Source organism: Thiohalophilus sp. (genome assembly GCF_034521165.1).
In the GTDB taxonomy this organism is placed as follows: domain Bacteria; phylum Pseudomonadota; class Gammaproteobacteria; order UBA6429; family Thiohalophilaceae; genus Thiohalophilus.
Genome location: NZ_JAXHMV010000001.1, coordinates 267,748 through 285,029, shown reverse-complemented (window position 1 = coordinate 285,029; position 17,282 = coordinate 267,748). Strand labels below are relative to the sequence as shown.

General features: G+C 57.8%; 19 protein-coding genes and 1 tRNA gene. 6 read left to right on the top strand and 14 right to left on the bottom strand.

The window, feature by feature from the left end:
* Nucleotides 1–220 precede the first annotated feature (220 nt).
* The 10 genes from U5K34_RS01385 to U5K34_RS01340 all read right to left on the bottom strand — a co-directional run bounded on the left by U5K34_RS01385 (nt 221) and on the right by U5K34_RS01340 (nt 8,740).
* Nucleotides 221–1,339 (bottom strand): flagellar basal body P-ring protein FlgI, encoded by a 1,119-nt coding sequence (locus tag U5K34_RS01385; RefSeq protein WP_322566745.1) that lies wholly within the window; start codon nt 1,337–1,339, stop codon nt 221–223.
* A 39-nt stretch (nt 1,340–1,378) separates the two neighbouring features.
* Nucleotides 1,379–2,062: a flagellar basal body L-ring protein FlgH gene (locus U5K34_RS01380; protein ID WP_322566744.1), complete on the bottom strand. Its 684-nt coding sequence runs from the start codon at nt 2,060–2,062 to the stop codon at nt 1,379–1,381.
* Nucleotides 2,063–2,075: 13 nt separating this feature from the next.
* On the bottom strand, nt 2,076–2,861 hold the full coding sequence (gene flgG / locus U5K34_RS01375) for a flagellar basal-body rod protein FlgG (RefSeq protein ID WP_322566743.1): 786 nt from the start codon (nt 2,859–2,861) through the stop codon (nt 2,076–2,078).
* A gap of 83 nt (nt 2,862–2,944) precedes the next feature.
* Nucleotides 2,945–3,685: a flagellar basal-body rod protein FlgF gene (gene flgF / locus U5K34_RS01370; RefSeq protein WP_322566742.1), complete on the bottom strand. Its 741-nt coding sequence runs from the start codon at nt 3,683–3,685 to the stop codon at nt 2,945–2,947.
* A gap of 20 nt (nt 3,686–3,705) precedes the next feature.
* Nucleotides 3,706–4,962 carry a flagellar hook protein FlgE gene (gene flgE, locus U5K34_RS01365; protein ID WP_322566741.1) on the bottom strand — a complete coding sequence of 419 codons (1,257 nt, stop codon included), beginning with the start codon at nt 4,960–4,962 and terminating at the stop codon, nt 3,706–3,708.
* Between the two features lie 25 nt (nt 4,963–4,987).
* Nucleotides 4,988–5,740: a flagellar hook assembly protein FlgD gene (locus U5K34_RS01360; protein WP_322566740.1), complete on the bottom strand. Its 753-nt coding sequence runs from the start codon at nt 5,738–5,740 to the stop codon at nt 4,988–4,990.
* A 19-nt stretch (nt 5,741–5,759) separates the two neighbouring features.
* Nucleotides 5,760–6,173: a flagellar basal body rod protein FlgC gene (flgC, locus tag U5K34_RS01355; protein ID WP_322566739.1), complete on the bottom strand. Its 414-nt coding sequence runs from the start codon at nt 6,171–6,173 to the stop codon at nt 5,760–5,762.
* A gap of 3 nt (nt 6,174–6,176) precedes the next feature.
* Nucleotides 6,177–6,581: a flagellar basal body rod protein FlgB gene (gene flgB, locus U5K34_RS01350; RefSeq protein ID WP_322566738.1), complete on the bottom strand. Its 405-nt coding sequence runs from the start codon at nt 6,579–6,581 to the stop codon at nt 6,177–6,179.
* Nucleotides 6,582–6,942: 361 nt separating this feature from the next.
* Nucleotides 6,943–7,791 carry a protein-glutamate O-methyltransferase CheR gene (locus U5K34_RS01345; protein ID WP_322566737.1) on the bottom strand — a complete coding sequence of 283 codons (849 nt, stop codon included), beginning with the start codon at nt 7,789–7,791 and terminating at the stop codon, nt 6,943–6,945.
* Nucleotides 7,792–7,825: 34 nt separating this feature from the next.
* Nucleotides 7,826–8,740 carry a chemotaxis protein gene (locus U5K34_RS01340; protein WP_322566736.1) on the bottom strand — a complete coding sequence of 305 codons (915 nt, stop codon included), beginning with the start codon at nt 8,738–8,740 and terminating at the stop codon, nt 7,826–7,828.
* A 219-nt stretch (nt 8,741–8,959) separates the two neighbouring features.
* Here U5K34_RS01340 and flgA point away from each other — a divergent pair, with 219 nt between their 5' ends.
* The 4 genes from flgA (at nt 8,960) to U5K34_RS01320 (ending at nt 10,821) form a co-directional block, all read left to right on the top strand.
* Nucleotides 8,960–9,748, top strand: a complete 789-nt coding sequence (gene flgA, locus U5K34_RS01335) for a flagellar basal body P-ring formation chaperone FlgA (protein WP_322566735.1) — start codon at nt 8,960–8,962, stop codon at nt 9,746–9,748.
* Between the two features lie 74 nt (nt 9,749–9,822).
* Entirely contained in the window at nt 9,823–10,140 is a 318-nt protein-coding gene (flgM, locus tag U5K34_RS01330) for a flagellar biosynthesis anti-sigma factor FlgM (RefSeq protein WP_322566734.1), read from the top strand.
* A gap of 11 nt (nt 10,141–10,151) precedes the next feature.
* Nucleotides 10,152–10,631, top strand: a complete 480-nt coding sequence (locus U5K34_RS01325) for a flagellar protein FlgN (RefSeq protein WP_322566733.1) — start codon at nt 10,152–10,154, stop codon at nt 10,629–10,631.
* Nucleotides 10,632–10,744: 113 nt separating this feature from the next.
* A tRNA-Arg gene (locus U5K34_RS01320) sits at nt 10,745–10,821 on the top strand.
* Between the two features lie 97 nt (nt 10,822–10,918).
* Here the strand turns inward: U5K34_RS01320 and U5K34_RS01315 are convergent.
* Nucleotides 10,919–11,251 (bottom strand): TusE/DsrC/DsvC family sulfur relay protein, encoded by a 333-nt coding sequence (locus U5K34_RS01315; RefSeq protein WP_322566732.1) that lies wholly within the window; start codon nt 11,249–11,251, stop codon nt 10,919–10,921.
* Between the two features lie 118 nt (nt 11,252–11,369).
* Between U5K34_RS01315 and U5K34_RS01310 the strand changes: the two genes are divergently transcribed.
* Nucleotides 11,370–12,224, top strand: coding sequence for a LysR family transcriptional regulator (locus U5K34_RS01310; protein ID WP_322566731.1), 855 nt, complete (start codon nt 11,370–11,372; stop codon nt 12,222–12,224).
* 27 nt (nt 12,225–12,251) lie between these two features.
* Here U5K34_RS01310 and U5K34_RS01305 read toward each other — a convergent pair whose 3' ends face one another.
* Nucleotides 12,252–13,586 carry an SH3 domain-containing protein gene (locus U5K34_RS01305; RefSeq protein WP_322566730.1) on the bottom strand — a complete coding sequence of 445 codons (1,335 nt, stop codon included), beginning with the start codon at nt 13,584–13,586 and terminating at the stop codon, nt 12,252–12,254.
* 15 nt (nt 13,587–13,601) lie between these two features.
* A complete protein-coding gene (locus tag U5K34_RS01300; protein WP_322566729.1) occupies nt 13,602–15,515 on the bottom strand; it encodes a hypothetical protein in 1,914 nt (637 codons plus the stop codon).
* A gap of 141 nt (nt 15,516–15,656) precedes the next feature.
* Here U5K34_RS01300 and U5K34_RS01295 point away from each other — a divergent pair, with 141 nt between their 5' ends.
* Entirely contained in the window at nt 15,657–16,847 is a 1,191-nt protein-coding gene (locus U5K34_RS01295; RefSeq protein WP_322566728.1) for a cation:proton antiporter, read from the top strand.
* 10 nt (nt 16,848–16,857) lie between these two features.
* Here U5K34_RS01295 and U5K34_RS01290 read toward each other — a convergent pair whose 3' ends face one another.
* Entirely contained in the window at nt 16,858–17,244 is a 387-nt protein-coding gene (locus U5K34_RS01290) for a DUF3775 domain-containing protein (RefSeq protein ID WP_322566727.1), read from the bottom strand.
* Nucleotides 17,245–17,282 lie beyond the last annotated feature (38 nt).

Sequence of the window (17,282 nt, the reverse complement as noted above, 5' to 3'; positions counted from 1 at the left end):
ATGTCACGTAGACTATTGCCAACGTGACCTGCGTAACTGTCATTTTTCAAGTCCCTGGCATTAACGCGGAGGACGCGGAGGCGCAAAGACGCGGAGAAATAACTTTGCAATCATACTCTGCGGCTCCGCGACTCTGCGTCCTCTGCGTTATTTTCCAGAGGCCCATCTATGAAGTGTCAGTCGTAATTTCAGTTCCAGGGGCCTGAACCTGGGACCTGTTTTAGATGACCACCAGCTCGGCGCGCAGGGCGCCGGCTTCCTTGAGGGCTTCGAGGATGGCGACCAGATCGCCGGGGGCGGCGCCGACTTCGTTGACGGCCCGGACGATTTCATCCAGGGAGACACCGGGGGCAAATTTGAACATCCGACTGTCGGCCTGTTCCACATCGATGTCGGTACGCGGTACCACGGCGGTTTCCCCGCCCGCCAGCGGTCCCGGCTGACTGACCATGGGATCGGCGGTAATGGTCACGGTCAGGCTGCCGTGGGCCACGGCGGCGGGCGTCACCTGGACATGTTTGCCGATCACGACGGTGCCGGTGCGTGAATTGACGATCACCCGGGCCGGGGACTCGCCCGGGGTAAAAGTGAGATTCTCCAGCATGGAAACAAACGCCACCCGTTGCGCCGGGTCGGTCGGGGCGTTCACACTGACCGAACCGGGATCCACCGAATGGGCGGTACCCTTGCCAACCGCGCGATTAATCACCCGGGCCATGCGGGTCGAGGTCGTAAAATCGGGATGATGCAGATTCAGCACCAGCTCCTTTTCCTGCCCGAAGGGCGTATCCACCACGCGCTCCACCGTCGCCCCGTTGGGAATGCGGCCGACCGTCGGCACATTCACGGTTATGCTGGAACCGTCATTGCCGGCCGCGCCAAAACCGCTGACTATCAGGTTACCCTGAGCAACGGCATACACATTGTCATCCACGCCGCGCAATGGGGTCATCAACAGTGCGCCACCGCGCAGGCTGTCGGCGCCACCGACCGAGGACACTGTGACATCAATGGTTTTGCCCGGTTTGGAAAACGGTGGCAACTCCGCATGGATGCTGACTACCGCGACATTATCGGCTTCCAGATTCTCTCCTTCGGGGATACGTACACCGAGGCGGGTCATCATATTACGCAGGCTCTGTTGCGCGGCCGGCCCGCCCCCGTCACCGGTACCATTCAAACCAACCACCAGACCGTAACCGACCAGCTGGTTACTGCGCACCCCGGCGACCCTGGCCACATCCTTGATGCGCTCCGCCTGAGCCAGCCCCGGCAACAGTCCGAGCACAAAAACCAGACCGACCACAATCGTAAAACCCAGTTCTTTTATGGAAAGCATGCGTCTGTCCTCAACTTGATACTGTGGCATGATCGTCGATTAATACGGCCAGGTCGGCCCCTGGAAGAATCGGGCCAGCGGACCCATGCTGTTGGCCGAGGCAATGAACCCCTCGCCGGAATAGGCCACCCGAACATCCGCCACCCGGTGCGATGAGACCGTGTTGTCGGGTTCGACATCCTGAGGCCGGACGATGCCCATAAAACGGATATATTCATCGGACTGGTTCAGCAGCAATATTTTCTGCCCCCGGACCACCAGATTACCGTTGGCCAGTACCTTGTGCACGGTGACACTCAACGTGCCCTCGAACGAGCTGCTCATCTCACTGTCGCCCTGCCCGTTAAATTGCCGGTTGGCGCCCAGGTTGTTCTGCAATATCGGCTTGCCGTTCTGGGTCACCTGATCCCCCGCCAGCTCCGGCCCGGGCATATCGACCTGTTGATCCTTGGCGCTGTTGGTACTGGAGCTGGCGCTCGCGCTGGTTTGCTCTTCCAGTTGTATAGTCAGAATATCGCCGACACGGCTGGCTGTCGGGTTTTCAAACAAGCTGACCCGCATGCCCGGTTGATAAATAGCGCCATTATCCTTGCGCGGCACATTGACCACGATCGGCTCGGCGGGTTCGTAGCTTTTTTCCTCGGCGGTTTTTTTCGGCACAAAGGTACAGCCGTTGGCCAGCAACAGGCATCCGGCGAACATAAGGATCATTTTGCTATTCATGCTGGCTCACCTGTTAAAGATTGTTGTTGGCAAACTGCAACATCTGATCGGCGGTGGAGATGGCCTTGGAATTCATTTCATAGGCCCGCTGGGTTTCGATCATATTCACCAGCTCCTCCACCACATTGACGTTGGAAGTTTCCAGGGACCCCTGAAACAGGGCACCAAAGTTCTCTGAATCCGGGGCCCCGGTCTGGGGATCGCCACTGGCTCCGGTCTGGACATACAGGTTTTCACCTCTGGGCTGTAATCCGGCCGGGTTGGTAAAATCGGCCAGCTCAATCGTACCGACTTGAGTGGGTGCCGCATCGCCCGACTGCAATGCCGAGACCGTCCCGTCACGACCGATGGTCACACTGGTGGCATCTTCCGGGATGGTGATATTCGGTTGCAGTCGATAGCCGGACGAGGTCACCATCTCGCCGTCCTTGTTCACCTGAAATTCACCGCTGCGGGTATAGGCCATGGTGCCGTTGGGCATCAGTACCTGAAAGAAGCCCTGCCCCTGAATCGCCATGTCATAGGGATTCTGGGTCTGCACCAGGCTGCCCTGGGTATGCATTTTCTGCGTTGCGACGGTCCGCACGCCGGTGCCGAGTGACAAACCGGACGGCAACTCGGTCGCCTGGCTGCTTTGTCCGCCGGCCTGGCGCACATTCTGGTACAGCAAATCCTCGAACACCGCCCGGTCCCGTTTGAAGCCGGTCGTATTCACGTTGGCCAGGTTATTACTGACCACATTCAACCGGTTTTGCTGCGCTTCCAGACCGGTTTTTGAAACCCATAATGCGCCGCTCATGTCACTTCTCCATTACCAAATTTGTTTATCTGCCGGAATCACTAGCCGGATCGTTCGCACACTTACGCCTGATCAATCTGTTATTAACTCATTTGCATTATCTGTGCCGCTTTTTGATCATTGCGTTCGGCGGTCTTCATCATCTTGACCTGCATTTCAAACTGCCGGGCCAGATCGATCATGTTAACCAGCGCCTCGGCAATATTGACGTTACTCGACTCCAGCGCGCCGACGGCCAGCCGCACATTGGCATCCGCCTGCGCCTGCTCCCCCTCGGCAAGGCGCATCAGACCGTCCTCGCCCTTGTAGAGCTCATCCGCTGGTGGATTGACCAGCTTGATACGATCCACTTCCTGCATATTCGCCGCTTCATCACCCTGCGCAATCAGACTAATGGTGCCATCACCGCCAATTTCGACTTTGCTGCTCGGCGGCAGGCTGATCGGACCGGCTTCGCCCATCACCAGATGCCCTGCACCGGTTTGCAACAGGCCGGTACTGGTGACCTGCAGATCACCGGCACGGGTATAGGCTTCATTGCCATCCTGCCCCTGTACGGCGATCCAGCCCTGCCCCTTGAGTGCCACATCCAGTGACCGGCCGGTGGTCATCAATGAACCGGGATTCAGATCCGTGCCCGGCTTTTCCGTCATGCCATAAACCCGGGTGGGCATGCCCGGCCCGTAGACCGGCATGCTGCGCATGGCGGCCAGATCCTGCCGGAACCCGGTCGTGTTGACGTTGGCAATGTTATTGGCATTCACCGTTTGCGCCTGCATGGTCTGGCGGGCGCCGGTCATGGCCACATAAAGCATCCGATCCATTTCAGACTGCCTTTATCCGTTTAACGAATATTGATAATGGTCTGGGTAACGGTATCCGCGGTGGTGATCACCTGGGCGTTGGCCTGGAAATTCCGTTGCGCGGTTATCATTTTGACCAGCTCGCCGGTCAGATCCACATTCGAACCTTCCAGGGCCCCGGACTGGATCGAACCCAGACTGCCGGAACCGGGTGTACCGTTCAGGGCCGCCCCGGACGCAAAACTTTCCGCCCAGGTGGTATCCCCAAGTGGACGCAGGCCCTGCGGGTTTGAGAAATCAGCCAGACTGACCTGACCGAGCACCTTGGACTGACCGTTGCTGTAACGCGCCTTGATCATGCCCGCATCATCGATATCAAAGCCGCTCAGACGACCGGACGTAAAACCATTTTGTGACAGCGCGTTCACATTGAATTTGGTGCCGAACTGCGTCGTCGGTGTCGCGGACAGCAGGTTGACATCAATATTCAGAGGATCGCCACCGGCACCGACATCAATCCCGCTGTAACTCACCATCCCCGGCGGCACGGCCTCGCCATTAATAGATGCCAGCGCGCCTGAACCGTCAAACTTCAGGGTGTCACCGGTATACGGTGGCGTCTGTTCGCCCTTGGCACTTTTACCGTTCACGAACATGTGCGTTTCCCAGGTATTGGGTTCTTCGCCCTTGACGTAATACATGGTAGCCAGATGCCCGTTACCCAGAGAGTCATAGACCGTCAGCGAGGTTGAATGATTGTAGGAATTGGACACTTCGGGATCGAACGGCTGGGTCGTCGGCGGAGTCTGCTCGCTATCGAGATTGATGCCCACATCAAGCCGTGACGTGGCTTTTGGTTTGATATTGGAATTATCCAGTCGCAGGGCACCGACATCACCGGTAATGTTGCCTTCCTCGTCCGCATTATTGACCACCAGGCGTTTGTTGCTGCTGTTGGTCACATAGCCTTCCCGATCCACCTGGAAAGATCCGGCGCGGGTGTATTCGCGTGTACCGTTGTTATCCAGGACGAAGAACCCGCGCCCATTGATCGCCAGATCCATCTTGTTATCGGTAAACTCGATGTTGCCCTGCCCGAAATTCTGATTAACCGAGGCCAGGCGCACGCCCGACCCGATGGCGTTGGACGATCCGCCCTGCGTTGCCGCATAGACATCGGCAAATTCGGCACGCGCTTTCTTGAAACCGCTGGTACTGGCATTGGACACGTTGTTACCAATGACCTTGAGATCTTCCGACGCGGCGTTAATCCCACTTAATGCTGAACGAAATGGCATGATTGCTTCTCCTGTGTGGAATTCGTTACATAATTTCCCGAACGTCACTCATGCTCTTCGAGCCGGCGTTCGCAAGATTTAAAGTAATACCCTGTCCCTGTTTCCCGATAGAAACACTCTCGACATTGTCCATGACCATGGGATCAACAGACTGTGTTTTGCCGTCGACCACCATCTCGGCCTTGACTGTATAGGTCCCGGCCGGATTCTGTTGTGCCAGTGAAGGATTCTCACCGGCATCGGAGGCGCCAGCCTTGCCGTCCCAGCTAAAATTCACCATGCCCTGGTTCTGGCTGCCTTTGTTAATGGTATGAGCCAGCTCACCACTGGCGTCATAAAAGGATATCTTCAGGTCGCCGGTGCTGGTAGGCAGATCCACCGCACCCTTGAGTTCACCGCCTTCGGGCAATACAGCCTTGTCCCCCGGTATCATTACCTTGCGCCCCACCATGCTCGATGCCTGCAGGGCATGATTCGACTTGAGGGAATCGCTCAGCGTACTGAATGATTCCTTGATGTCCTTGAGGCCACTGACCGCACTGAATTGCGCCATCTGGCTCAGGAACTCCCCGTCTTCCATCGGCTTGAACGGATCCTGCTGATTCATTTTGGTCAGCATCAATTTCATGAAGTCTTCCTGCCCCAGATCAGACTGCTTGCCGCTGATCTGCGAACCTGTGTCAGCATTTCCGTTTGCCTGCCCCGGTGCCGGCTTTTTAGGCTGAGTCAGCCCCAGGCTTTCAAAGGAGGTGGCATTACCCTTGTTGATACTGTCCATTATGCTGTCTCCGAATTAATTACTGACCCATTGAAAGGGTACGCATCATCATCTGTTTGGCGGAATTCATGACTTCGACATTGGTCTGATAAGAACGGGATGCCGAAATCATGTTGGCCATCTCTTCCACCACATTGACATTGGGCAAAAAGATATAACCTTCTTCATTGGCCATCGGATGCTCTGGGTTGTATTCCATCCTCAGCGGCTCCTGGCTCTCCACCACGCCCTTCACCTGCACACCAACACTGCTGCCATCGCCGCCCAGCTGTTTCATGATTGGCGCGAATACGGGGTGACGCGCTCGATAGGTTTCACCGGTGCTGCTGCTGACACTGTTGGCATTGGCCAGGTTACTGGAAGTGGTATTCAGCCGAAGTGACTGGGCGTTCAGCGCGGTTCCGGCGGTATCGAAAATATTAAACAGCGACATGGTTTACTGGCCTCCCTTGAACGCGGTGATTAGTTTTTGCAAACGACCATTGACTATCTGCAACGAGAACATGTAACGCATAGAATTCTCGGAAAACGCGCCCATCTCGACCTCGCTCTCGACAGTGTTACCATCCAGCGAGGGCTGCAACGGCTGGCGGTACATAACCTGCGCCCCCATCTGGTAATTCTCCGGCTGCATATGGCGCCGGCTGGTCGCCTGCATCGGGCCGGCATTAGTGCCCAGCTCCTGGGCATCCCGCAGGGCAGCACGAAAATCAATATCGCGCGCCTTGTAACCGGGTGTGTCCGAATTGGCGAGGTTGGCGCCGAGCAGCTCGGCCCGCTTCGCCTGCAGATTCAGGGCCGTCTCGTGGATTCCCAGTACACTGTCAAAATTCATTGGCATGGTTGCTATCCGTTGTTGCCGTTGCTGTACAGCCCGAATATTGCAACTGCCGTGCCATATTTTTATGGCTATAAAAAACAACAACTTGGGGTATCAGAGGGGAGGCAACCCACGCTTGCCGGCGGCAAACCCTGGCCAAACCGGCAGACAATCACTTTTTCTGGTTCACTGGAAATAACGCGGAGAACGCAAAGACGCAAAGAACGCGAAGTAATACTTGTGTTTAGTTGCGGGAACCCGGGGAATGCGCAGCACCCCAAACAGGCATCCAAATCTCTGATGAGTAACTAAAAGGCTTTACTTTGCGTCCTCTGCGACTCCGCGTCCTTTGCGTTTCTTCCACCACTTTTGATAAAGCGGTTCAGGCTTTCCAGTTTTCCTTGAGGCGGTAGACGACACCGTCGGGGAAGCGGCACATTTCGTAGGCCTGGCTGTAACCGGTGGGGGATTCGGAACCGCCGAGAAACAGGTAGCCGCCCGGTTTGAGTACCTGGGTCATGCGATTGAGGATGTCGGTCTTGATCGGTGAAGAGAAGTAAATCAACACGTTGCGGCAGAATATCAGATCGAACTTGCCAAGATTGCTGAAACTCTTGAGCAGATTCATCTCGCTGAACCGCGCCATGTTGCGGATTTCCGGCTTGACGGTCCAGCCGCCGTCGCCGTTATCGGTGAAATAGCGCTGCCGGCGTTCCGCGCTCAGGCCGCGCCCGAGGCTGAGTTCGTCATATTTGGCATCACGGGCGATCCGGATCACGGTCGGGGAAATATCGGTGCCCAGGATGTCCGTATTACCGTTCCAGACACCGGGGCGATTTTGCTGAAATTCCTTGATAGCGATGGCGATGGAAAAGGCTTCCTGGCCATAGGAGCTGGCCGCCGACCAGATACGCAGCGGATTGGGTTTTTGTGCGGCGAGCTCGGGAAGCAGGTCTTTTTTGAGTATTTCAAACGGATAGATGTCCCGAAACCAGCTGGTCTCGTTGGTAGTCATCGCATCGATGATGCGCTCGCGCAGTACCTGGTTTTTGTTCTGACGCAGGGCCTCGAGCATTTTACTGAGCGAGTCGAACGAAAACTCCTCGGTCAGCCGGTTGAGTCGGCTGGTGACCAGGTAATGCTTGTTATCACCCAGTACAATGCCGCAGGACTCTTCCAGAAAATGACGGAATGCATCATATTCCTCTTTGGACAACAAGGGCTGGCTCACTTGGCTCGGTTTCTCGTGGCAATCAGGTGCAAACTCAGAGTATTTGCTTTTCCTGCAACAGGTTGACGACTTCTTTCGCCAGCTCATCCGCCTGGAATTTTGGCACGAATTTATCGGCCCCGACTTTTTTGATCATGGCATTGTTGAAGACACCACTTAATGAGGTATGCAGCAATACCGGCAGTTGACGCAATTGTTCATTTTGTCGAATCTCCTGCGTCAGGGTATACCCATCCATTTCCGGCATTTCCACATCCGAGATCACGGCATCGACCAGCTGCCCCGAGCCAAGCATGTCTTTTAATAACTGCAACCCTTCGCGACCGTTTTTACCAACGATCGGCTGCATCCCCATCTGTTCCAGGGTGCGGGTGATCTGGTTACGGGCCACGCTGGAATCATCCACGACCAGTATCCGCACCGGTTGTTGCGAACCGCCCCGATACTGCTCGGGTTTGTCGAGTTCGGCGAGGGTACCCACCAGATCGGCCAGGACTTTTTCGACATCGATGATTTCGACCATGTCATCTTCCACATGTGTCACGGCCGTCATGTAACTGTTCTTGCCCAGCCCACTCGGTGGCGCCTTGATCTCTTCCCAGTTGAGATTGATGATGCGCTCGACATTACTGACCAGAAAACCCTGGATTGAGCGGTTATACTCGGTCACGATAACAAACGCGTCCTCGCACTTGTCCACACCCCGTTTACCGATTGCCTTGGCCAGATCGATGACGGGTATCGTCCGCCCACGCAGATGCGTGATACCGCACACCATGGGATTGCTATGCACCATCCGGTTCAGCGGTGGGCATTGAATCACTTCATGAATCTTGAAGACATTGATGCCGTAACGCTGCCGGCCGCCCAGCCGGAACATCAGCAGTTCCAGTCGGTTTTCTCCCACCAGATTGGTTCGTTGGTCCACGCCGTCGAGCAAGCCCGCCATAAATCACCCTTGAGTTCGTAAGTTCCTGTATCTTCGGATATATCGGCCCGCTACCCGTATCCTTGAGGCGGCGAGCCTTCTCCCGGTTGAATTCCTGTCATGGCATGCGGCTTGCATCATACCTGTTGCCCGTCACGCTAGCCGTTCTTCGGCCCGGTCAGGCGGCGGACCGGTTCCGGCCGGCGGTCTATTTCATCAGGACAAGACATTGTAATTGTTATGATTTTCAGATTCCTTACCACATTACGGGCGCCCCGCTTACAACGCCCGGCAACGGCGCCCCCCCGGCAAGTCACTGCCGGCGCCGCCGCGCGTGCCGGTTTTGTGGCGCTGATGCTGCTGTTGTTGTCGGGACTGAATACCTCGGGCTGGGCGGCCAGCAGCGATTCTGCCGCAATCCGCCAGGCTGTGGAAGCCTATTTACAGGAACAATTCGGCCCGCCGGGCAAGGATCTGGATTACACCATCAACCAGCTGGATCCCCGGTTGAGGCTGGCGGCTTGTGACGAGCCCCTGCGGGTCGGTTTCCCGCCGGGCGGTCGCCAGAGCGGTTATACCACGCTCATAACCGAGTGCCGGGGCCGCAATGGCTGGAAGATTCATGTCCCGGTGAGTATTCGCCGTTTTGCCGAGGTCCTGGTGGCGGTGCGCAATTTGCCACGTGGTACCCGCCTGTCGAGCGACGATGTGCGTGCCGAACGCCGGGAGATCTCACGCCTGAATCGGGGCTATTATCGCCGCCCGGCCGAGATCGCAGGCCAGGTATTGCAACGCAGTGTCCGCCAGGCCCGGGTCCTGAATCCGGCCAGTGTCGCCCGCCCCCGGCTGGTGCGCCGCGGCGACGAAATCACGATTATCGCCCGGGCCGGGAACCTGACCATTCACGTCAAGGGCAAGGCGCTGATGGACGGTACCGAGGGCAAAAAAATCCGGGTCCGCAACCTGCGCAGCAAAGAAGAGCTGCAGGCGACAGTGGTCGGTCCCGGGAAGGTGAAAGTAACCATTTGAAACGTCTGTTTTTTGAGTCCGGCGCTAAAGAAATGCCGAAAATGGACGCCAATCGGATAAGGCAGGAGTGAACCATGGCGAACGACATCAACAGCATTAACACCAACCGGCCCCAGCAGGCCGCCAGGGATATTGCCGAGCGTGTCAAAAGCGAGGCCCGTTCATCGACTTCGGAACAGAACCAGAACGGGAATGAGGGCAGTGACAAGGTCAGCCTGACCAGCACGGCCAGCAAGCTCAAGGACATCGAACGCAGTATCGGCAGCGATGCCCCGGTCAACCAGGATCGGGTCAATCAGGTCAAAGACGCCCTCTCCCGGGGAGAATACCGGGTGGACGCTGATCGGGTCGCCGACAAGATGATCGACTTTGAAACCTCGTTGCGCCGTTAAGAGGGCAAACCATGGCCGATCCCACGCTGTTACCGATTCTCAAGGACATTGCCGCCCACCTGACGGCCCTGCAGGAAACCCTGCAGGCGGAATACCAGGCGCTGTCCGATAACGACCGGCCGGGCATCGAACAGGCCGCCCGGGACAAGAGCCGCCTGACCGCCTCGCTGGACGATCTGGAACAGGAACGGGTCACGCTATTACGCGAAGCGGGGCTGGATCTGGATCGCAGCGGCGTCATGGCCTACCTGAGCCGCCAGCAAAACAGCACCACCGATCCGATAGCCCGAATCTGGCAGGACATTGAACAACTCAGCCGTGACTGCGAGCAACAAAACCGCATCAACGGCATCATCATCGAACACAACCGCAAACGCACCGAAACGGCCTTGAATATCCTTCAGGGCCAGACCGGTAACACGGAACTGTACTCCGCCTCGGGCAGCACAGTCTCCGCATCGAACCGCCAATCCATCGCTACCAAGGCCTGAGCGCTCTCGAACCGCTCACATCGAGCTGTATATGTGCAACAGATTGGCCTGTCGATTCGGGCCGATTTGGTGCCCTGTTGCGGCAGTGCTACAATCTTCGCGCCTTTCCATCGGCCCCGATAGCTCAGCTGGATAGAGCATCCCCCTCCTAAGGGGAAGGTCAGAGGTTCGAATCCTCTTCGGGGCGCCATTCACAGCACATAATTAAGAACAAGGAAACCGGCGATTTCACGGGGACGAGGCACAACTCACCGGCTCCCTTGTAACACGTTGACCGGCCGCGATTCTCAGCCGGTACTCCAGGCCCGCGGCTTGATCATCCCGGCCACCTTGCAGGCCTGTTTCACATAACCGTAGGGGAACAGCTCGAACAGATGGGCCTTGGCGGTTTTCTTGTCGAAGCCCTGCTCCTTGACCAGATAATCCACCACATGGCGCACGTCCGGAGCGACCTGATGCTCGGCCCAGTAGCGGCGCATGAAATTGAGCACCGCCAGATAGGTCTCATCCAGCTCCAGTCCCTCTTCCTCGGCCAGTTCCCGGGCGACGGCTTCATTCCACTGCTCCGGATCGATCAAATAACCTTCATTGTCCCGTTCCAGTTCTGTCGCGGTCGTCATCGGAGAACTCCTTCTTGCCTGCTGTTAATGTAGTAAAAACGATATAAGTATCATCTAATGCAGTCAAACGATATTATTTGCTGTATAATATCGCCATATTCGATATAAGGAGAGGCAGATGGATATCGAACAGGCCCGGACGTTTCTCGCCATCACCGCCAACGGCAGTTTTCTGGAAGCAGCCCATCAGTTGCACCTGACCCAGTCCACAGTCAGTGCCCGCCTGCAGCGGCTGGAACAGGAACTGGGTGCCCGGCTGTTCGTGCGTAACCGGGCCGGGGCGAGCCTGACACCGGCCGGGCGTCGGTTTCTCGACTACGCCAAACGGTTAGTGCTCACGGCCGATCAGGCCCGCACCGAGGTGGGACTGCCGGAACGCTACCGGGCCAGCATCCGGATCAGCGGGCGTATCGCTCTGTGGGAAGGCTATCTGCCACAATGGGTCGGCTGGATGCGCCGCCAGGCCCCGGATGTAGTCATTCGCAGCGATATCGGCTTCGAGGAAGACATCATGCGCGGACTGATCGAGGGCAGCCTGGATATCGGCCTGATGTACACCCCGACCCACAGCCCCGGGCTGATGGTCGAGGCGCTGTTCGACGAAACCCTGATCCTGGTCAGCACCCGGCCCGACGACACCGGCCCCGGCGAGGATTACGTCTATATCGAATGGGGTCCGGGCTTTTATGCCCGCCACGCGCAGAGCTATCCGGATCTGGAGGGGCCGCCACAAATTGCCAACATCGGCTGGCTGGGAGTGCAGTTGATCCTGACCAACGGCGGCAGCTGTTTTCTGCCGGCGCGCATGGCCATCCCGTTTATCGAAGCCGGCCAGCTTTACCGGGTGGCGGATTCACCCGAGTTCCGCCACCCGGCCTACATGGTCTATCCGCGCCACAGCGATCACCCGGTCCTGGAACAGGCGCTGGCGGGATTGCGCGAACTGGCCGCTAGCCAGCATGTCATGGCATAAACGCCATCGTCGCTGCCGACGACGAATTTATTGCATTCGGTAGCAATGGCCACGCACCTCGGCGGAACATTTCCATTTGCCGTTGCTGTTTTGCCGGCAATCGGGATTGGCATAGGACCAGCGGGTCGGGGCATTGCCCTGTTCAATATCACTGAATCGCGGCCCGTCCGATCGCGCCCCCTTGGTACTACAGCGATCATTAATATCATTCACCGACTTGAGCCGGGCATTGGCGATCGCCCGATCGCGATCCGAAAACCAGGTAAAGTTTTCCCTGCTGACCACCTCGGGCATGGGTTCGTACACCTTCTGTTTTTTACGCGAAGACGAGCCCTTGTCGGACCCTGTGCGGGTAGCAGTGCCTGTCGAACCGGAGGGTGAAGAACTCCCACCACCGCTGTAACCCGACGACGCCGCACCGGCACTTTGCGCCAGCAGCTTCTGGCTCGCGCGGCGTTGTTGTTCGACCAGGCGCTGTTGTTCCCGCTGGCGACGCTGTTGTGCGGCGATTTGCTGGCGGCGCCGCTCGGCGGCGGCCTGCTGCTGGCGCTGCCACTGTTCACGCTGACTTTGCGCCTGCCGTTGCGCGGCCTGCTGTTGCTGGCGATATTGCTGCTGGCGTTGCTGTTCGCGCCGCGCCTGTTCGGCCAGCTGCCGGGTGCGGGCCGCATTCTCCTGTTTGATGCGATTGATTTCGGCGGTCGACTGCAAGACCTGGTTGGTGATGCTCCACCAGTCAACGCCCGAGGATTGTTGTTGAGCCGCCATCTCCTGCTCGCGGCGGCGCTGCTCGGCCAGTTCCCGCTGGCGTTGGCGTTCTTTTTCCGCCTCGCGGCGGCGACGCTCGGCTTCCTTGGCACGCCGGCGCGCCTCGGCCAGCTCCCGCTGGCGCTGGCGTTCGCGGGCGTTTTTGGCATGCTGCATCTCGATTTGGCCGGAGTGGGCCAGCTCACCCAGATCCAGCGAGGCCGTGCCCTTTTTCCTGATCGCCTCGGCCAGGGGATCATTCTGGTAATTCGACGGCCGCGGGTTGGCGGGTAAATCGATCCGCGAGTCACTTTGGCTAGCGGTGCTGCGCCGCTGCAGATGGCGGGTACGCACGTAGCCGGTCACCGCCGGCTGTTGCAGCCTGACCTGGATCCAGCGACCGTCAGAACTGCGCTTTTTTGAACGCAATTGGCTGCCGGCAGGTAACGTCGCCACCACGTCGGCGCCGGTATCCGGCGTGGAGCGCACCGTCACCGCCTCGCGGGTTTCAAACTGCTGCACAAACGGTACCAGTGCCGCCAGGGCCACCACCGGGCTCGACAGCAGCAACATCACCAGTAGCAGGCCCCGGACGGTTGTACTTGACCCTGTCATGCTCAATCCCCTGGGCTAGCTTTTACACTGACGCGCACCGGCGCCCTTGAGCTGCCCACGAAACTCCCGGCAACCGCATAACAGCGTCCCCTGTTCGATCAGTTTTTCACAGAACGCGCGACGCTGCTTGCGCGCCTGTGCGATTCGGGCCAGACGTTGCTGGCGTGCCTGTCTGGCCGGGCCTTCCAGACGGGTATAGAGATCCAGCGCCTCGGCATAGTTGGCGCCGGCGGATCCGGCCAGGTTGATGTAGTTCTGCACCCGATCGTAGGCCAGCTCAGTGTTTCCATTGGCCTGTAACGCCCTGGCTTCATAGAAAATGGATTCCATGCCGGTATCGAATCCCAGCGTCTGCAGTTCGGTCATGTGGATCAGATAGTTGGTCCAATCCTCTGCCAGCAGCGCATCCACCCAGCGTTTGCGCAACAGTTCGATGACCGCGCTGTGCGGCAAACCGTCAAAGTCGGTCCGGATTTCCTCGGCGGAACGGTAGCTGTAGCCCGTCGCTTCAAGCTCCTCCTCACCACTGTATACCTGATGCGAGGTATTGTTGGATGGATTCACCCAGTACGAGCAAGCCTCGCCCCGCTTTCCCTTGAAACAGTAGCCTTCGCCACTGGGAAGGCCCTTGTCAAACTGGCCGATAAAACCCCGCCCGTCGGCATAGATAAGCTGACCGTGCAGGTTCAGCGCCTTGAGCTTGGCACTGGCGGAATCGCGCGGGCGCGCCAGTGGCAACGCCTCCTCTTTTTTTGCGGCACCGAACAACACCGGACCGGTATAGCGACGGCCGTCGGGATACCTGATCTGGCTGTCGATACCCGGCAGCGCGAGGTTCGGCCGCATGCTCAAACCAGAACCTGATTCCGGACTGCTCCGGGTTACGACCAGATCAGCCTTGCTACCCAGTGCCTGGCTTTCAAACGTCAGGGTAACCTTGCTGCCCGGATCCCCCGTCAGCATCTCGATGAGCAGTGGTAAGTCCGGCCGAACATGAGCCAACCTGACACCGTCGATTGCCACCAGGTTGCCACTATTAATTGCTCCCAGCTTCAGATAATCCACTCTCAGAGAAACAGCCTGCATCGCTTTGTGCAGCGGTTGATGCGCGATCGGCTGAAGTCGGTAACGTGGTCCTTCATCGATTGAAACCAGCGCGCCAACTTTGCCGCGCTTGTCATGCGGGAAGCGCGCGGTTAACCGACCTCCGTCATCATAGGTAAAAGTGCCTTGCCGTACATAACCACAGTCGCTCACCTGCCCCTCGAAACGCGCATTGGTCCAGCGCAGTTTCAGTGGGTTCGGCAGACATTCATTACCGGGTGGAATGTTCGATTCGACCGGAGTCAGCAACCGGGCATTGAGATTGGCCCATTGTTTTACGTCGAGGCGGATCACCTGTACCTTCTGGATCAGCAATGATTCATCATTTCGGGCATCGGCACCATCGATGGGTTCAAGAAACGGTTTTTCGTATTGGGTCCATTTAAACAAACGAGTATCGCCGGCTTTCACCACAACCTCGACTGTCTGCTGTGTGGTGACTGTTTCATTACCAAATCCATACTTGCTCTTGGGCTGATTGAGACTAGCTTGCAATGTATATTTGCCGGGTAAAACGGTATAAAAGAATGGTTTCTGCCGGGAAGGATCGTGGGAAATATAGAATCCATCCGCGACCTTTGCGGCAAATAATCCGTGGGAGGATAAAGTGAATCCGCGTTTTCGTGTTGCGTTCCAGAACTCGCTGCCACCGCTCTGCTTGTGCGCATAGATCCCTATCAGCGCCCGATCCTGAGGCACATCCAGCGCCTGTTCCAGCATCTTGCGACCCTCGGCGGGGTCGATTACCTCGGTGGGTGTGGCGCAGCCCCCGACAAAAATAGCAGACAGCACTCCCCAGACAGCCAGGTCTCTCACTAACCGCATATCCCCTCCCGCTCCCGCAGATTGTTATTATCAGGGTAAATTATCGGTGAGCAGTATATTGGCTTGAGAAAAAAATGCCATACTGGCCGCTCAAGGCTTTTTCCCTACGAGCAATCTGTGTATGCTCGGTACTTGTTAACGATGATGTCTGAACACGCCACGCTATTAATTTCCCTCGGCGCCCTGTTGCTGCTGGGCATGGCCACCGATGGCATCGGCAAGCTCACGCGACTGCCACGCGTGACGTTGTTGCTGATATTTGGATTTTTGATCGGCCCGGGTGCCCTGGATCTGCTGCCCGATCGCAGCGAAGCGTGGTTCGAGCTGATCACGACTATCGCCCTGACCATGATCGGTTTTTTGCTCGGCGGCAAACTCAGTCGCCAGGGCATCTTCCGCCACGGTCGCGCGGTGATGGGCTATTCGGTGCTGATTGCCCTGCTCACGACCGGCGGGGTGATCCTCGGGCTGCTGTTGTTGAATACACCGCCCCCACTGGCGGTGCTGCTGGGCGCTATCGCGGCCGCTACCGACCCGGCCACCACCATCGAGGTCATTCGCGAGAGCAACAGGGATAACCGTATCACCCGCACGTTGCTCGGGATCGTGGCGGTGGATGATGCATGGGGGTTGATTATCTTTTCCGTGGCGCTGGCCGTAGCGGCGGTGTTGACCGGCAACGGTTCCCTCTATCAATCAATTCTGCACGGAGTCTGGGACATCGGCGGCGCGTTGTTGCTCGGACTGGCCATCGGCATCCCGGCTGCATTGCTGACCGGCCGACTGCGGCAGGGCGAGCCGACTATTCTCGAAGCGCTGGGCGTGGTGATCCTCTGCGCGGGGCTCACCGACTGGCTGGCGGTCTCGCCGTTTCTGGCCGCGATGACTCTGGGCATGGTGATCGTCAACCTGGCCCGGCATCATACCCGTCCCTTCCATGTCATCGACGATTTCGATCGCCCTTTTCTGGTGCTGTTCTTCGTGCTGGCCGGTGCGCAACTGGAACTGCTCAGCCTTCTGGAAATCGGCCTGCTGGGCAGCGCCTATGTCCTGTTGCGCATTATCTCCCGCTTTGCCGGCGCCTGGAGCGCCGGCGCCTGGCTGCATACGTCCGTCAATGAAAGTAACCGGCTGGCCCTGTCGCTGATGCCGCAAGCCGGCGTGGCCATGGGCATGGGACTGGTCGCCGCCGAACGCTATCCGGCATTTTCCGAAACTCTGATCAGCGTCGTCATTGGCAGCACCGTCCTGTTTGAAATCCTTGGACCGATCCTGACCCGGCGGGCTTTGAGTACGCTGCCAGAATCAAACGCTGCCAAGGAACACAACTGAAGCAAACGAGTCACGTGTCACAGGAATAACCGTGCAGGCGCAGCCCGTCTTCGAGATAGTCGGCGATGTAGGGGATAGCAATGATCTGCTCGGGGGAGCTGGAGAGCAGATTCTCCACGGCCGTCTGCAGCGCGACGTCCCACTCCTCCAGGGCATAATCCTCCCGGCCCAGCCAGCTGAGCGCCAGCAGCTGGGCCTGCTGATCCGGTTCCAGATCCCCGATGGCGTATTTCAGTTCCCGGTAAACAGGATCATCCCGGTGATCGGCCAGCACCTGCAATGCCCAGTCGTCACCGGGATTGTTCGGCATCTCGGGAATCACCACCGCTTCCTTGGCATGAAACTCGCGGGCCAGCTGAATAATGTTGCAAACCCGTTCTGGATTGAGTTCAAGCATCGTTGTCCCTCCTCTCGTTCAGTACCCGGGCCGGATAC

What these genes read in the sequence shown, in the direction of transcription:
- U5K34_RS01385 (WP_322566745.1), bottom strand. Translation starts at nt 1,339, where the DNA reads ATGCTTTCCATAAAAGAACTGGGTTTTACGATTGTGGTCGGTCTGGTT.
- U5K34_RS01380 (WP_322566744.1), bottom strand. Translation starts at nt 2,062, where the DNA reads ATGAATAGCAAAATGATCCTTATGTTCGCCGGATGCCTGTTGCTGGCC.
- flgG (WP_322566743.1), bottom strand. Translation starts at nt 2,861, where the DNA reads ATGAGCGGCGCATTATGGGTTTCAAAAACCGGTCTGGAAGCGCAGCAA.
- flgF (WP_322566742.1), bottom strand. Translation starts at nt 3,685, where the DNA reads ATGGATCGGATGCTTTATGTGGCCATGACCGGCGCCCGCCAGACCATG.
- flgE (WP_322566741.1), bottom strand. Translation starts at nt 4,962, where the DNA reads ATGCCATTTCGTTCAGCATTAAGTGGGATTAACGCCGCGTCGGAAGAT.
- U5K34_RS01360 (WP_322566740.1), bottom strand. Translation starts at nt 5,740, where the DNA reads ATGGACAGTATCAACAAGGGTAATGCCACCTCCTTTGAAAGCCTGGGG.
- flgC (WP_322566739.1), bottom strand. Translation starts at nt 6,173, where the DNA reads ATGTCGCTGTTTAATATTTTCGATACCGCCGGAACCGCGCTGAACGCC.
- flgB (WP_322566738.1), bottom strand. Translation starts at nt 6,581, where the DNA reads ATGCCAATGAATTTTGACAGTGTACTGGGAATCCACGAGACGGCCCTG.
- U5K34_RS01340 (WP_322566736.1), bottom strand. Translation starts at nt 8,740, where the DNA reads ATGGCGGGCTTGCTCGACGGCGTGGACCAACGAACCAATCTGGTGGGA.
- flgA (WP_322566735.1), top strand. Translation starts at nt 8,960, where the DNA reads ATGATTTTCAGATTCCTTACCACATTACGGGCGCCCCGCTTACAACGC.
- flgM (WP_322566734.1), top strand. Translation starts at nt 9,823, where the DNA reads ATGGCGAACGACATCAACAGCATTAACACCAACCGGCCCCAGCAGGCC.
- U5K34_RS01325 (WP_322566733.1), top strand. Translation starts at nt 10,152, where the DNA reads ATGGCCGATCCCACGCTGTTACCGATTCTCAAGGACATTGCCGCCCAC.
- U5K34_RS01315 (WP_322566732.1), bottom strand. Translation starts at nt 11,251, where the DNA reads ATGACGACCGCGACAGAACTGGAACGGGACAATGAAGGTTATTTGATC.
- U5K34_RS01310 (WP_322566731.1), top strand. Translation starts at nt 11,370, where the DNA reads ATGGATATCGAACAGGCCCGGACGTTTCTCGCCATCACCGCCAACGGC.
- U5K34_RS01305 (WP_322566730.1), bottom strand. Translation starts at nt 13,586, where the DNA reads ATGACAGGGTCAAGTACAACCGTCCGGGGCCTGCTACTGGTGATGTTG.
- U5K34_RS01300 (WP_322566729.1), bottom strand. Translation starts at nt 15,515, where the DNA reads ATGCGGTTAGTGAGAGACCTGGCTGTCTGGGGAGTGCTGTCTGCTATT.
- U5K34_RS01295 (WP_322566728.1), top strand. Translation starts at nt 15,657, where the DNA reads ATGATGTCTGAACACGCCACGCTATTAATTTCCCTCGGCGCCCTGTTG.
- U5K34_RS01290 (WP_322566727.1), bottom strand. Translation starts at nt 17,244, where the DNA reads ATGCTTGAACTCAATCCAGAACGGGTTTGCAACATTATTCAGCTGGCC.